The following is a 13323-nucleotide window of genomic DNA, read 5'->3' as shown; positions in this document are numbered from 1 at the left end:
TTCGGGTACCGTCGGAGAGACGAACCGTAGTCAGGAGTCCGTCATGAGCGAAGAGCGCCCCGCAGCCGACGCCTCCGAGGCCGCGGACGAGGTACGGGCGACGGACGACGACGCCTGGGCCACCGCCTGCGCCGAGGACCTGGAGGCGGAGAAGGCCCGCCGCCGTGCCCAGTACGGCCCGACTCCCGGGTCGGCCGCCGAGGAACTGCGCAAACTCGTCGACGCCGTCGCCGACAAGCTCTCCGGCCTCCAGACCCCGCTGCTCGGGGCGGTCGCCGGACCCGCCGCCCAGCAGGTGGTCCGGCAGGTCGTCCAGCAGGCGAAGAACGCCGTCGAGCCCGTCATAGAGCGCAACCCGGACGTCTTCGACCACCTGGCCGCGGCCGGCAGCGAGCTCCTCGCCGCCTACCGTTCCGCGGTCCAGGCCCAGGAGACCCGCTGGGCCTCCGGCGCCTCCGACAAGGGCGAGGACGACGGCCCCGGCGAACGCATCGATCTCGACTGACAGCCCCCTCGGGTACGGTTGGCCGTAGCGGGGCTCGACCGAAACTGAGGGATTCATGGGACTCACCATCGGCGTCGACATCGGCGGCACGAAGATCGCGGCCGGCGTGGTCGATGAGGAAGGCAACATCCTCTCGACCCACAAGGTGCCGACCCCGGGCACGCCCGAGGGCATCGTGGACGCCATTGCTTCCGCCGTAGAGGGCGCCCGCGCCGGGCACGAGATCGTCGGTGTCGGCATCGGCGCCGCCGGTTACGTGAACCGGCAGCGCTCCACGGTCTACTTCGCGCCCAACATCGACTGGCGCCAGGAGCCGTTGAAGGACGAGGTCGAGGCCCGCGTAGGCCTCCCCGTGGTGGTGGAGAACGACGCCAACGCCGCCGCCTGGGGCGAGTACAAGTTCGGTGCCGGCAAGGGCCACCGCAACGTCATCTGCATCACCCTCGGCACCGGCCTCGGCGGCGGCATCATCATCGGCAACAAGCTGCGCCGCGGGCACTTCGGCGTCGCCGCCGAGTTCGGGCACATCCGGATGGTCCCGGACGGGCTGCTGTGCGGCTGCGGCTCGCAGGGCTGCTGGGAGCAGTACGCCTCCGGCCGCGCCCTGGTCAGGTACGCCAAGCAGCGCGCGAACGCGACCCCGGAGCACGCCGAGGTGCTCCTCGCCCTCGGTGACGGCACCCCCGAGGGCATCGAGGGCAAGCACATCTCCGTGGCCGCCCGCCAGGGCGACCCGGTCGCCGTCGACTCCTACCGCGAGCTCGCCCGCTGGGCCGGCGCCGGCCTCGCGGACCTGGCCTCCCTCTTCGACCCCTCCGCGTTCATCGTCGGCGGCGGTCTCTCGGACGAGGGCGAACTGGTCCTCGACCCGATCCGCAAGTCCTACAAGCGCTGGCTGGTGGGCGGCAACTGGCGCCCGGTGGCCGAGGTCATCGCGGCCCAGCTGGGCAACGACGCCGGCCTGGTCGGCGCGGCGGACCTGGCCCGGGAGCCCGACCCGATCATGTAAACGCCGTCCACCGGTCCCACCCAGGGGCGCGGGGAACTGCGCGACCGGCCACCGTGCGCCGGCAGCCGCGCACGTACCTCGCGCCCCACCCCACCAGGCGCACGGCCCTCCGTCCGGCGTACATTGATCCACATGGCGTCGCTCCCCAAGTCCCGCACAGAGCCCGACGGTTCCGCGGTCATCCGCGTCCTCAGCTACAACATCCGCTCCATGCGGGACGACAGCGACGCCCTCGCCCGCGTCATCAGGGCCTGCGCCCCCGACCTGGTCCTGGTCCAGGAGGCCCCCCGCTTCTTCCGCTGGCGCAAGAAGCTCGCCCGCCTGGCCTCCGCCTCCGAGCTGGTGATCCTCACCGGGGGCGGCACGGCGGCCGGTCCGGCGATCCTCTGCGACCTGCGCGCCACCGTGGAGCGCACCGAGGACGTCCTGCTCCCGCTCACCCCCGGCCTGCACCGCCGGGGCCTCGCGACCGCCGTCGTCCGCATCGGCGGCGCCCGCCTCGGGGTCACCAGCTTCCACCTCAGCCTCCAGCAGGACGAGCGCTACGAGCAGGGCGGCATGCTCCTCGACCGGGTCGCCGGCCTGGGCGTGGAGCACGCCATCGCCGGCGGCGACCTCAACGACCGCCCCGACGGCCGCACCTTCCGCCGCCTGGCCGACGCCTACCAGGACTGCCGAACCGCGGCCCCCTGGGGCGGCGAGTTCACCTCCGGATCCACCGACCCCCACCAGCGCATCGACGCGATCTTCGCGACGAAGGGCATCGAGGTACTCGGCTGCGGCGTCCCCGCGGACCTGCCCGGTGTGACCGGGGCAGACCTGAGGGCGGCCACGGACCATCTTCCGGTCCTGGCCGCCCTCAGAATTCCGGCACCGTCCTAGAGCGGGCGCGAGGCCTCAGACCACGGCGCCCCGGCCCGGGTCCCCGTCGTCCTCGTCGTCGGTCTTCATCCTGGTCACCAGCGTGGCGAAACCGCCGAGGAAGCCGCCGATGCCCACCGTCGCCAGCCACCAGGTCATGTCCCAGCCCAGCAGCACCGCGAGCAGCAGCAGGATCGGCCCGCCCACCACGCCGAGCCAGGCGAACTTGGCCGTGACGTCCGCCTCCGGCAGCGGCGGCGGCTCGGGCGGCACGAAGTGCCCCTCGTCGTCCTCGTCGAAGTCGTCCTCGGACGGCTCCGGCGCCGTGTAGTCGCGCGGGCCGCCCACCCCGGGAGCGAAGGAGACCGAGCTGCCCAGCGGCTGCACGGGACGCTGCTCCTCGGCCGCCCCGGCGCCCGTCCCGGCGGGCTCGGCGCCCGCGTCGGTCTCGTCCTCGTCCATCGCCGGCAGCGCGAGGTCCTTCACCGGCTTGAAGGGCGTCGTGCCCGGCGGATCCGGCGGCTCGTCGCCGTACCCCGCGACGATCGCCGCCCAGGCGGCCTCCTCGTCGAAGGGCACCCCCGTCTCGTCCGGCTCGCGGTCCTCGCGGTCGGAGTCGTGCTCAGCCAACTGCGGCCGTCCCTTCCTTGCCGACACTGGGTGCGAGCCGGCCGATGAAGGCGAGGCTCTCCTCGAAGATCCGGTCCGCGTCATGGTCCAACGTCGCGACATGGTGACTCTGTTCCAGCACGACCTCCGTTACGTCCGTGGAGGACACCCGGCTCAGGATGCGGGCGGAATCGACCGCCGGAACCACATGGTCCACGGCGCTGCGCAGGAGCAGCAGCGGCTGCGTCACCTGCGGCAGCTCCTTGTCCACCTGCCGGAAGAAGTTCCGCAGCGAGTGCGCGCTGTGCAGCGGCACCCGGTCGTACCCCACCTCGGCGGCGCCCGGCTTGGCGATGTCGCTGGCGATGCCCCTCGTCGTGCGCACGAGATGGCGGGCCACCGGAAGGGCGTACGCCGACAGGCCGTGCACCCTGTTCGCCGGGTTGACGATCACCAGGCCGTCCACACCCGTACCGTTCCGCGCGGCCAGCCGCAGGGCCAGCGTGCCGCCCATGGACAGGCCCGCCACGAACACCTGGGAGCAGCGCTCGCGCAGCAGCCGCAGCTCGCGGTCCACCTCCGCGTACCAGTCCTGCCAGCCGGTGACCGCCATGTCCTCCCAGCGGGTGCCGTGCCCGGGCAGCAGGGGCAGGGACACGGTCAGGCCGTGTGCCGCATGGTGTTCCGCCCAGGGGCGCAGCGACTGGGGCGAGCCGGTGAAACCGTGGCAGAGGAGGACGCCGGCCTCCCCGCCGTCATGGCGGTACGGCTCGGCTCCGGGGAGAACCGGCACCTTCGGTCTCCAATTCGTTTCGAGTTCGTTCGAGGGGGCGAAACCGGGGGAGCCGTGGACGACGACTCCGGTTGTGCTTCACCGTACGCGACGGCACTGACACCGACCAGGGTCGTCGGGCCCATTCCCGGCGCTCCGGGTTAAGGTCTGATCGACGGAAACAGGAGGCACTCGGTTGTTGTACGGCGCGATGAAGGTCGCTATCGGGGGACCGCTGAAGGTCACCTTCAGGCCCTGGGTGGAGGGCCTGGAGAACGTCCCGGCCGAGGGCCCGGCGATCCTGGCCAGTAACCACCTGTCCTTCTCGGACTCGTTCTTCCTGCCCGCGGTGCTGGACCGCAAGGTCACCTTCATCGCGAAGGCCGAGTACTTCACCACCCCCGGGCTGAAGGGCCGCCTCACGGCCGCCTTCTTCAAGGGCGTCGGGCAGCTCCCCGTCGACCGCTCCGGCGCGCGCGGCGCCGGCGAGGCCGCGGTGCAGAGCGGCATAGACGTGCTGGAGCGCGGCGAGCTGTTCGGCATCTACCCGGAGGGCACCCGCTCGCCCGACGGCCGCCTCTACCGGGGCAAGCCCGGCGGCCTCGCGCGCGTGGCGCTCGCGACCGGCGCGCCGGTCGTCCCGGTCGCCATGATCGACACCGAGAAGATCCAGCCGCCGGGGCAGGTGATGCCCAAGCTGATGCGGCCGGGCATCCGGATCGGCAAGCCGCTGGACTTCAGCCGTTACCAGGGCATGGAGCACGACCGGTTCGTGCTGCGCGCGGTGACCGACGAGGTCATGTACGAGATCATGAAACTCTCCGGCCAGGAGTACGTGGACATCTACGCGACGGCCGCCAAGCGGCAGATCGCGGAGGCCGCCAAGGCCGAGAAGGACGCGGCGAAGGCCGAGAAGAAGGCCGCCGAGTCCTAGGCCGGCGGCAGGGGGCCCGCAGCCGGGGGGACCGGCGGCCGGGGACGGGCAGGGGGACTGGGGGACATGAGCAAGCGGGAACGCGTCGTACGGATGTCGGTCGAGCAGCCGCTGTGGCGCGCCCTCACCGGCTACCGCGTACTGACCCTGCTGTACGCCGTCGGCCTGTTCGCCTCCGCCTACGACGACTACGACCGCGCGGGCGTCGCCATCGCCTACTACGCCGTCCTGGCCGTCTGGACCCTGGCGACCCTGCCCCGCGTGCAGAACGCGGCGGCCTGCACCAAGCGCTTCCTCGCCGTCGACCTCGCCATCGCGCTCACCGGCATCGTGCTGACCCCCTGGGTGGTCACCCAGGGCCACATCGACCGCGGCGGCCCGACCCTGCCGTCGATCTGGACCGCCGGCTCGGTCCTCGCCTACGCCCTCAAGGGCGGCTGGCGCTGGGCCGCCTTCGCCTCCACGCCGGTCGCCGCCGCCAACCTGATCGAGCGCGGCCACCCGGCCCGCGACACCGTCCACAACGTGATCCTGGTCTGGGTCGCCTCGATCGCCATCGGGTACGTCGTCGAGGTCGCCCGCGCCTCCGAGCGCACCCTCGCCCGCGCCCTGGAGATCGAGGCGGCGACCCGGGAACGGGAGCGGCTCGCCAGGGACATCCACGACGGCGTGCTCCAGGTGCTCGCCATGGTGCAGCGCAGGGGCGCGGTCCTCGGCGGCGAGGCGGCCGAACTCGGGCAGCTGGCCGGGGACCAGGAAGTGGCCCTGCGGACGCTGGTCTCCGGCGGGCTGGTGCCGCCCTCGCGGCTCTCGGAGGACGAGGCCGAGGGCGCGGTCGTACGCCTGGTCGAGGAGCCGGACGACGGCGACCCCGTCGACCTGCGCACGCTGCTCTCGCGGTACGCCGGGTCCCGGGTGAGCCTGGCCGAGCCCGGGGCGCCGGTGGGGCTGCCGCCGGGCGCCGCACGCGAGTTGGCCGCCGCCGTCGGTGCGGCCCTGGACAATGTGCGCAGGCACGCGGGTGCGGAGGCGCGGGCCTGGATCCTGGTCGAGGACGAACCCGGCGAGGTCGTGGTCACCGTACGGGACGACGGCCCCGGCATCCCGGAAGGGCGGCTGGCCCAGGCCGAGGGGGAGGGGCGGCTCGGGGTGGCCCAGTCGATCCGGGGGCGGCTGCGCGACCTCGGCGGCAGCGCCGAGCTGTTCTCGACTCCCGGGCAGGGCACGGAAGTCGAGCTGAAGGTACCGAAGGTCTCCCCGGGGAAGGCGGAGCGGCGATGAGCATCAAGGTCATGGTGGTCGACGACCACCCCATGTGGCGGGACGCGGTCGCCCGTGACCTGACCGAGTCCGGGTTCGAGGTGGTCGCCACCGCCGGGGACGGCGACCAGGCGGTGCGCCGCGCCAAGGCCGCCGCGCCCGACGTCCTCGTCCTGGACCTCAACCTGCCGGCCAAGCCGGGCGTCCAGGTCTGCAAGGAACTCGTCGGTCACAACCCGGCGTTGCGGGTCCTGGTGCTCTCCGCGAGCGGGGAGCACGCCGACGTCCTGGAGGCGGTGAAGTCCGGCGCGACGGGTTACCTGCTGAAGTCGGCCTCGACGGAGGAACTCCTCGACGCGGTCCGCCGTACCGCCGTCGGCGACCCGGTGTTCACGCCCGGCCTCGCCGGTCTCGTCCTCGGCGAGTACCGCCGGCTGGCCTCCGAACCCGCCCCGGAGGCGGACCCCGACCGGCCCGACGCGCCCCGGCTCACCGACCGCGAGACCGAGGTGCTGCGGCTCGTCGCCAAGGGCCTGAGCTACAAGCAGATCGCCGAACGCCTGGTCATCTCCCACCGCACGGTCCAGAACCACGTGCAGAACACCCTCGGCAAGCTCCAGCTGCACAACCGGGTGGAGCTGGTGCGGTACGCGATAGAGGCCGGGCTCGACGACGACTGAGCCGACGACTGAGCCGACGGATGAGCCGACGGATGAGCCGACGACTGATCTGATCTGATCGTCGGGCGACGCGTAAACCAACCGCCCGACAATTCACCGGAATTGCCCTTCCGCGCCCATCCCTGTGTGAGCTGGATCACCATTAGCGTGAGTCCCACAGGCAACCGCGGCGAAGGGACATTTCCATGCGGGTCGGAGTACTGACCGGAGGCGGCGACTGCCCCGGGCTCAACGCCGTCATCCGGGGCGTCGTCCGCAAGGGCGTGCAGGAGTACGGCTACGACTTCGTCGGCTTCCGGGACGGCTGGCGCGGGCCCCTCGAAGGCGACACCGTCCGTCTCGACATCTCCGCCGTACGCGGCATCCTGCCCCGCGGCGGCACCATCCTCGGCTCCTCGCGGACCAATCCGCTCAAGCAGGAGAACGGCATCCGGCGGATCAAGGACAACCTCGCCAAGCTGGAGGTCGACGCGCTGATCGCGATCGGCGGCGAGGACACCCTCGGTGTCGCCGCCCGCCTCACCGACGAGTACGGCGTGCCCGTCGTCGGCGTGCCGAAGACCATCGACAACGACCTGTCCGCGACCGACTACACATTCGGCTTCGACACCGCGGTCGGCATCGCCACCGAGGCCATCGACCGGCTGCACACCACCGCCGAGTCCCACATGCGGGTCCTGGTCTGCGAGGTGATGGGCCGGCACGCCGGCTGGATCGCCATCCACTCCGGGCTCGCCGGCGGCGCCAACGTCATCCTCATCCCGGAACAGCGCTTCGACGTCGACCAGGTGTGCGCCTGGGTGACGTCCCGCTTCAAGGCGTCGTACGCCCCGATCGTGGTCGTCGCCGAGGGCGCCATGCCCAAGGACGGCGAGATGGTCCTCAAGGACGGCACGCTGGACTCCTTCGGGCACGTCCGGCTCTCCGGGGTCGGCGAGTGGCTGGCCAAGGAGATCGAGAAGCGCACCGGCAAGGAGGCCCGGACCACCGTCCTCGGGCACATCCAGCGCGGCGGCACGCCCAGCGCCTTCGACCGCTGGCTGGCCACCCGCTTCGGCCTGCACGCGGTCGACGCCGTCCGTGACGGGGACTTCGGCAAGATGGTCGCGCTGCGCGGGACCGACATCGTCCGGGTCCCGATCGCGGAGGCCACGGCCAAGCTGAAGACCGTCGACCTGAAGCTGTACGAGGAGGTCGGGGTGTTCTTCGGCTGACGGCCGGCTTCCCCGCTCGACCCGCGCCGCCACGGTCACCGTGGCGGCGCGCAGAGGCCTCCGGCACCAGGCCGAGCTTCTACGCACCGGCTACGGAGAGACACCCGAGGGGCGCGGGGCTGTGTTCGATGTGCGGCTCCGCCGCGCGGGCGCGACAAGCCCCCACGCACCAGCACCCGAAACTCAAGCCCGAACCGCTCCAGTACCGCGCAACTGCCCCACCAGCTCCCGGACGATCACCGCCCCGTTCAACGTGAGCACCGACTCGGGATGGAACTGCACCCCGGCGAGCGTGTTTCCGGGCGCGCCTCCGGCACGACGCGGCCCCCGCAAGGCGTGCACCTCGCCGTTCGCCGCCCGGCTCACCTCGATGCCGTGCGCCGCCAGCTCCCGCGCCGCCTCGTCGTCGCAGCGGGCCACGAAGCTGTTGTAGAAGCCGACCGTCTCCGGCCGCCCGAACAGGTCCACGGTCGTCTGCGCCCCCTGGTAGGGGACCTCCTTGCGGACGATCTCCAGCCCCAGTTCCGCCGCGATCAGCTCGTGCCCGAGGCAGACGCCCAGCACCCCGTGCCGGTGCTCCCGGATCAGGGTCGCCGTCAGCTCCCGCAGGAACCGCATCTTCGGATCGTCCGGGTCGGTCGGGTCACCGGGCCCCGGGCCCAGTACCACCGGTCCCCGGTGCGCGAGCACGGCCGTCCGCAGCCCCGGCTCGTCGTACCGCCGGACGGTGACGTCGAGCCCGCCGGCCCGCAGCACGTGCGCGAGCATCGCGGTGAACGTGTCCTCGCCGTCCACCACGAGCGCGTGCCCGGCCGGCTCGCCGGTCCGCTCCTGCATCCGCAGCCAGAAGGGCGCGAGCGAGGCCCGCCGTCCGTCCAGCGCGGCCCGCACCCGGGGGTCGTCGGCGAGCCGCGGGGCGGTCCGTTCGGCGCGCGGCCGGGACGGCCGCACCCCGAGGGCCGCGAGCACACCCGCCGCCTTGGCGTGCGTCTCGGCGACCTCGCTCGCCGGGTCCGAGCCGCGGACCAGGGTGGCCCCGACGGGGACCCGCAGCCGGCCGTCCGCGTCGATGTCCGCGGTGCGGATCAGGATGGGGGAGTCGAGGGTCTGCGCGCCGCCGGAGTCACGGCCGAGCAGGGCCAGCGCACCGGCGTAGTAGCCCCGCCCCCCGACCTCGTGCCGCTCGATCACCCGGCAGGCGTTCTGCACCGGCGACCCCGTCACGGTCGCCGCGAACATGGTCTCCTTCAGGACCTCCCGGACGTCCAGCGAGGACCGGCCGCGCAGCTCGTACTCGGTGTGCGCGAGGTGCGCCATCTCCTTCAGCCGCGGCCCGACGACCACACCGCCCATGTCGCCCACCGTGCACATCATCTTGAGCTCCTCGTCGACGACCATCGACAGCTCCTCGATCTCCTTGCCGTCGGCGAGGAAACCGAGCAGGTGCTCGGGGGTGGGGCCCTCGGCGGGATAGCGGTACGTGCCGCTGATCGGGTTCATGACCACCGTGCCGCCGGACATCCGCACGTGCACCTCGGGGCTGGCGCCGACCAGCGTCCGGTCCCCGGTGTGCACGACGAACGTCCAGTACGCGCCCCGCTCGCCCTCCAGCAGCCGCCGGAACAGGGCCAGCGCGTCGGCGCGGCCGAAGCCCGGGATCCGGCCCTCGTAGGTCCGCCGGATCACGAAGTTCGCGCCCTCGCCCCGGCCGATCTCCTCGCGCAGCACCCGGCCGACGATCTCGGCGTACGCGTCGTCGTCGACGTCGAAGGCGCCGGAGTCGACGTGGACGTCGTGGGCGGGGAGGGTGGCGAGGGCCTCGTCGAGTGGAATGTGACATACCACCGTCGGGGTCAGGACCAGCAGCGGCGTCCCGTCGTCCCGTACGTCGAACCCCCGCTCCCGGATCTGCCGGTACGGGATCAGGGCCAGTCCCTCCTCGGGCAGGCCGGCGAGCCGGTCACGGGCGGTGACGGGGCCGAGCAGGAGCTCCACCGTGCTCTCGTCGTGGCCGGGGGTGCGGCGGCGGAGCAGGGCGAAGGGGCGGTCGTCGTGGAGCAACTGGGTCAGGTCCATGGTTCCTCTGCCTGGTCGGGCTGGTGAGGGAGGAACGACCCCGGGAACGCCGAAGGCCGCCCCTCCGGGCGGCCTTCGCGAAGTCTTGCGTACGCGCAGTCAGTGGGCCGCCGGAGAAGCGGTCCACCACCAGTTCTGGATCGAATGCGCGAACATGCCGAAAACCTTACCCCACCGCCCGCCCTGTCCACAGGACAATCGCGGCGTCTCACCAGTCGAGCCGGAGGAAAATATGGCGACACGACCCCGTAGTGTTTATGAGGTGACCGTGAACGCTAAGACCAGCCTCGGTGCTGGCAACACCTGGCGAAACCTGCCCGCGGCGCAGCAGCCCGAGTACCCCGACCCCGAGGCTGTGCGCAAGGTCGTTGCGGAGCTGGAGTCGTATCCGCCCCTTGTCTTCGCGGGCGAGTGCGACCAGCTGCGCGCCCGGATGGCGGCCGTCGCCAAGGGCGAGGCGTTCCTCCTCCAGGGCGGCGACTGCGCCGAGGCCTTCGACGCGGTGTCCGCCGACCACATCCGCAACAAGCTCAAGACCCTCCTCCAGATGGGTGCCGTACTGACGTACGCCGCGTCGGTGCCCGTGGTGAAGGTGGGACGGATCGCCGGCCAGTACAGCAAGCCGCGCTCCAAGCCCACCGAGACCCGTGACGGCGTGACGCTGCCGACCTACCGCGGCGACTCCGTCAACGGCTTCGACTTCGACGAGGCCTCGCGGATCCCGGACCCCGAGCGGCTGAAGCGGATGTACAACGCCTCCGCCTCGACGCTGAACCTGGTGCGTGCCTTCACCACCGGCGGCTACGCGGACCTGCGCCAGGTGCACGCCTGGAACCAGGACTTCGTGAAGTCCTCCCCGTCCGGCCAGCGCTACGAGCAGCTCGCCCGCGAGATCGACAACGCACTGAACTTCATGCGGGCCTGCGGCGCGGAGCCCGAGGAGTTCAAGACGGTCGAGTTCTTCTCCTCGCACGAGGCGCTGCTGATGGACTACGAGTCCGCCCTGACCAGGGTCGACTCGCGCACCGGCAGGCTGTACGACGTCTCCGCGCACATGGTGTGGATCGGTGAGCGCACCCGGCAGATGGACGGGGCGCACATCGAGTTCGCCTCGAAGATCCGCAACCCGATCGGTCTCAAGCTCGGCCCGACCACCACGGCCGAGGAGGCGCTGAGGTACATCGACCGTCTCGACCCGGACCGCGAGCCGGGCCGGCTGACCTTCGTCGTCCGCATGGGCGCCGACAAGGTCCGCGACAAGCTCCCCGAGCTGGTCGAGAAGGTCACCGCCTCGGGCGCCACCGTGGCCTGGGTGACCGACCCGATGCACGGCAACACCTTCGAGGCGGCCTCGGGCCACAAGACCCGGCGCTTCGACGACGTGCTCGACGAGGTCAAGGGCTTCTTCGAGGTCCACAAGACCCTCGGCACCCACCCCGGCGGCATCCACGTCGAGCTCACCGGTGACGACGTCACCGAGTGCGTGGGCGGCGGCGACGAGATCTTCGTCGCCGACCTGCACCAGCGCTACGAGACGGCCTGCGACCCGCGGCTGAACCGCAGCCAGTCCCTGGACCTGGCGTTCCTCGTCGCGGAGATGTACCGCGACCAGTAGGCGGCCCCATGGGGGTGGGGCGCGGATCACACGCGATCCGCGCCCCACCCCACTTTTGTGCCCGCCGAATGATGGGTAAGGTTAGGTTTGCCTCACCGATCCATCGGGACGGCACCATTGATCGATCCCGGCGGGAGGTGAATCCGCGTGTACGTCTGCAGTTGCTTCGGAGTGACCGAGGCCCAGGTCAAGAAGCACGCGGAGGACGGCGCCTGCACCCCCCGCCAGGTAGCGTCCGCCTGCAAGGCGGGCACGGACTGCGGTTCGTGCGTCCGTCGCATCCAGGCGATCCTCGGCCGCGGCGCCTGCCCGCGCCGCGAGCCGGCCGATGAGGGCAGGCCTGTTCTGACGGCGCTGGCCGGTGAGCGCCCCGAAGGGCGCGGGGCCGTGTCCATCAGCGGCTCCGCCGCGGGGGCGCGCTCGGCCGCGACGGACCCGCGGACGGCCGCCGTTCCGCCTCGGCCCTTCCCGCAGAGCGCCTAGCTGGTCTCGGGCTGCTCGATGATCTGTGCGATGTAGAGCGCCTCGCCGAGCTTCTCCACCAGCTCCAGCTGGGTGTCGAGGTAGTCGATGTGGTGCTCCTCGTCCTCCAGGATGTCCTCGAAGATGTTCGCGGACGTGATGTCGCCCTTGTCGCGCATCACCTTGATCCCGCGCTTGAGGCGGTCGATCGCCTCCACCTCGATCTGCCGGTCGGCCTCGAACATCTCCTTGACGGTCTGCCCGACGCGGACGTGGAACAGCCGCTGGTAGTTGGGCAGCCCCTCCAGGAACAGGATCCGGTCGGTGAGCACCTCCGCGTGCTTCATCTCGTCGAACGACTCGTGCCGGGTGTACTTCGCGAGCTTGTACCAGCCGAAGTTCTCCTGCATCTTCGCGTGCAGGAAGTACTGGTTGATCGCGGTGAGCTCACCGGTGAGCTGCTCGTTGAGGAATTCGATGACCTCGGGGTCGCCCTGCATCGCAGAGGCTCCTTCCACGGACTGGGGTGCTTGCGGCGCATGATTGCACCGGCGTGGAAGATCGTCCAGTAAGTGCGTACTTAGTAAGTAAGTGAATGCTTGGCACCATTTGACCGATTTGTCGATCTCCGGAGGATCCGCCTGGTCAGGTGCACCGCCCGTGGTCTGTCAGGATGGAGGGCATGGGTCATCGGGTGGAGCGCGCGTCTCGGGAAACCGCGGGAGCCGGGCTTCCGCCGGGACAGCGACTCCAGCGCGGCTGGCCCGTCACGCACTACGGCCCGGTCCCCAGGTTCCGGCCCGAGCGCTGGGAGTTCCGGATCTTCGGCGCCACCGCCGACGGGGGCGCACACGTCTGGAACCACGAGCAGTTCACGGCCCTGCCGTACGCCACCGTGGTCGCCGACCTGCACTGCGTGACGAAATTCAGCATGCTCGGCGCCGAGTGGGGCGGGATCCCGGCGCGGACCGTCCTGGAGCTCGCGCCGCCCGCTCCCGAGGTCACCCATGTGATGGTCTGGGCGGAGTACGGCTTCAGTTCCAACCTGCGGCTCGCGGACTTCGCCGCCGAGGGCGCCCTCTTCGCCACCCACAAGGACGGTGAACTGCTCACCGCCGAACACGGTTTCCCGGTCCGCCTGGTCGTCCCGCACCTGTACGCCTGGAAGGGCCCCAAGTGGGTCCGCGGCGTCGAGTACATGACCGCCGACCGCCGCGGTTTCTGGGAGGAGCGCGGCTACCACAACATCGGCGACCCCTGGAAGGAACAGCGCTACTCCTACCAGGAGGAGCCGGGGGACGGCCCGGAACTCTGAGCCGCCGGCGC

15 protein-coding genes are annotated in these 13323 nt (G+C 71.4%); 10 read left to right on the top strand and 5 right to left on the bottom strand.

The features are described 5' to 3' along the window. Positions 1–43: 43 nt before the first annotated feature. The 3 genes from AB0472_RS42440 (at position 44) to AB0472_RS42430 (ending at position 2396) form a co-directional block, all read left to right on the top strand. Positions 44–505, top strand: coding sequence for a DUF5304 domain-containing protein (locus AB0472_RS42440; protein ID WP_366364731.1), 462 nt, complete (start codon positions 44–46; stop codon positions 503–505). Between the two features lie 55 nt (positions 506–560). After that, positions 561–1514 (top strand): ROK family glucokinase, encoded by a 954-nt coding sequence (locus tag AB0472_RS42435; RefSeq protein WP_366364730.1) that lies wholly within the window; start codon positions 561–563, stop codon positions 1512–1514. 132 nt (positions 1515–1646) lie between these two features. After that, a complete protein-coding gene (locus AB0472_RS42430; protein ID WP_366364729.1) occupies positions 1647–2396 on the top strand; it encodes an endonuclease/exonuclease/phosphatase family protein in 750 nt (249 codons plus the stop codon). Between the two features lie 15 nt (positions 2397–2411). On the opposite strand, the gene AB0472_RS42425 is transcribed toward AB0472_RS42430, so the two are convergent. Continuing rightward, the gene (locus tag AB0472_RS42425; RefSeq protein ID WP_366364728.1) at positions 2412–3005 is read right to left on the bottom strand and encodes a hypothetical protein; all 594 of its coding nucleotides are present in this window, start codon (positions 3003–3005) and stop codon (positions 2412–2414) included. Further along, positions 2998–3777 carry an alpha/beta fold hydrolase gene (locus AB0472_RS42420; protein WP_366364727.1) on the bottom strand — a complete coding sequence of 260 codons (780 nt, stop codon included), beginning with the start codon at positions 3775–3777 and terminating at the stop codon, positions 2998–3000. Before AB0472_RS42420 ends, AB0472_RS42425 begins: the two co-directional genes overlap by 8 nt. Before the next feature lie 190 nt (positions 3778–3967). On the opposite strand from AB0472_RS42420, the gene AB0472_RS42415 reads away from it, so the two are divergent. The 4 genes from AB0472_RS42415 to AB0472_RS42400 all read left to right on the top strand — a co-directional run bounded on the left by AB0472_RS42415 (position 3968) and on the right by AB0472_RS42400 (position 7844). Next, on the top strand, positions 3968–4690 hold the full coding sequence (locus AB0472_RS42415) for a lysophospholipid acyltransferase family protein (RefSeq protein ID WP_366364726.1): 723 nt from the start codon (positions 3968–3970) through the stop codon (positions 4688–4690). Between the two features lie 66 nt (positions 4691–4756). After that, positions 4757–5971: a DUF5931 domain-containing protein gene (locus tag AB0472_RS42410; protein ID WP_366364725.1), complete on the top strand. Its 1215-nt coding sequence runs from the start codon at positions 4757–4759 to the stop codon at positions 5969–5971. Next, entirely contained in the window at positions 5968–6630 is a 663-nt protein-coding gene (locus AB0472_RS42405; protein ID WP_351715910.1) for a response regulator transcription factor, read from the top strand. The genes AB0472_RS42410 and AB0472_RS42405 overlap by 4 nt, the downstream gene beginning before the upstream one ends. Before the next feature lie 185 nt (positions 6631–6815). Continuing rightward, positions 6816–7844 (top strand): 6-phosphofructokinase, encoded by a 1029-nt coding sequence (locus AB0472_RS42400; protein ID WP_366364724.1) that lies wholly within the window; start codon positions 6816–6818, stop codon positions 7842–7844. A 183-nt stretch (positions 7845–8027) separates the two neighbouring features. Here AB0472_RS42400 and AB0472_RS42395 read toward each other — a convergent pair whose 3' ends face one another. Further along, positions 8028–9920 carry an anthranilate synthase family protein gene (locus tag AB0472_RS42395; protein ID WP_366364723.1) on the bottom strand — a complete coding sequence of 631 codons (1893 nt, stop codon included), beginning with the start codon at positions 9918–9920 and terminating at the stop codon, positions 8028–8030. Positions 9921–10019: 99 nt separating this feature from the next. Next, positions 10020–10076, bottom strand: a complete 57-nt coding sequence (locus AB0472_RS42390; protein WP_142195936.1) for a trp operon leader peptide — start codon at positions 10074–10076, stop codon at positions 10020–10022. Between the two features lie 106 nt (positions 10077–10182). Between AB0472_RS42390 and AB0472_RS42385 the strand changes: the two genes are divergently transcribed. Both AB0472_RS42385 and AB0472_RS42380 read left to right on the top strand, forming a co-directional pair. After that, entirely contained in the window at positions 10183–11535 is a 1353-nt protein-coding gene (locus AB0472_RS42385) for a class II 3-deoxy-7-phosphoheptulonate synthase (RefSeq protein WP_366364722.1), read from the top strand. A 147-nt stretch (positions 11536–11682) separates the two neighbouring features. Further along, a complete protein-coding gene (locus AB0472_RS42380) occupies positions 11683–12018 on the top strand; it encodes a (2Fe-2S)-binding protein (protein ID WP_366364721.1) in 336 nt (111 codons plus the stop codon). Here AB0472_RS42380 and bfr read toward each other — a convergent pair. Further along, entirely contained in the window at positions 12015–12497 is a 483-nt protein-coding gene (bfr, locus tag AB0472_RS42375; protein WP_366364720.1) for a bacterioferritin, read from the bottom strand. The two genes, AB0472_RS42380 and bfr, sit on opposite strands and share 4 nt — an antisense overlap. 182 nt (positions 12498–12679) lie before the next feature. Here bfr and AB0472_RS42370 point away from each other — a divergent pair, with 182 nt between their 5' ends. Beyond that, positions 12680–13312, top strand: coding sequence for a sulfite oxidase-like oxidoreductase (locus AB0472_RS42370; RefSeq protein WP_366364719.1), 633 nt, complete (start codon positions 12680–12682; stop codon positions 13310–13312). Positions 13313–13323 lie beyond the last annotated feature (11 nt).

Origin of the sequence: Streptomyces sp. NPDC086777, from assembly GCF_040702065.1 — a bacterium.
GTDB lineage: Bacteria > Actinomycetota > Actinomycetes > Streptomycetales > Streptomycetaceae > Streptomyces.
Note: the sequence above shows the minus strand (reverse complement) of the source record. Positions and strands in the feature narration are given on the sequence as shown.

What these genes read in the sequence shown, in the direction of transcription:
- AB0472_RS42440 (WP_366364731.1), top strand. Translation starts at nt 44, where the DNA reads ATGAGCGAAGAGCGCCCCGCAGCCGACGCCTCCGAGGCCGCGGACGAG.
- AB0472_RS42435 (WP_366364730.1), top strand. Translation starts at nt 561, where the DNA reads ATGGGACTCACCATCGGCGTCGACATCGGCGGCACGAAGATCGCGGCC.
- AB0472_RS42430 (WP_366364729.1), top strand. Translation starts at nt 1,647, where the DNA reads ATGGCGTCGCTCCCCAAGTCCCGCACAGAGCCCGACGGTTCCGCGGTC.
- AB0472_RS42415 (WP_366364726.1), top strand. Translation starts at nt 3,968, where the DNA reads ATGAAGGTCGCTATCGGGGGACCGCTGAAGGTCACCTTCAGGCCCTGG.
- AB0472_RS42410 (WP_366364725.1), top strand. Translation starts at nt 4,757, where the DNA reads ATGAGCAAGCGGGAACGCGTCGTACGGATGTCGGTCGAGCAGCCGCTG.
- AB0472_RS42405 (WP_351715910.1), top strand. Translation starts at nt 5,968, where the DNA reads ATGAGCATCAAGGTCATGGTGGTCGACGACCACCCCATGTGGCGGGAC.
- AB0472_RS42400 (WP_366364724.1), top strand. Translation starts at nt 6,816, where the DNA reads ATGCGGGTCGGAGTACTGACCGGAGGCGGCGACTGCCCCGGGCTCAAC.
- AB0472_RS42395 (WP_366364723.1), bottom strand. Translation starts at nt 9,920, where the DNA reads ATGGACCTGACCCAGTTGCTCCACGACGACCGCCCCTTCGCCCTGCTC.
- bfr (WP_366364720.1), bottom strand. Translation starts at nt 12,497, where the DNA reads ATGCAGGGCGACCCCGAGGTCATCGAATTCCTCAACGAGCAGCTCACC.
- AB0472_RS42370 (WP_366364719.1), top strand. Translation starts at nt 12,680, where the DNA reads ATGGGTCATCGGGTGGAGCGCGCGTCTCGGGAAACCGCGGGAGCCGGG.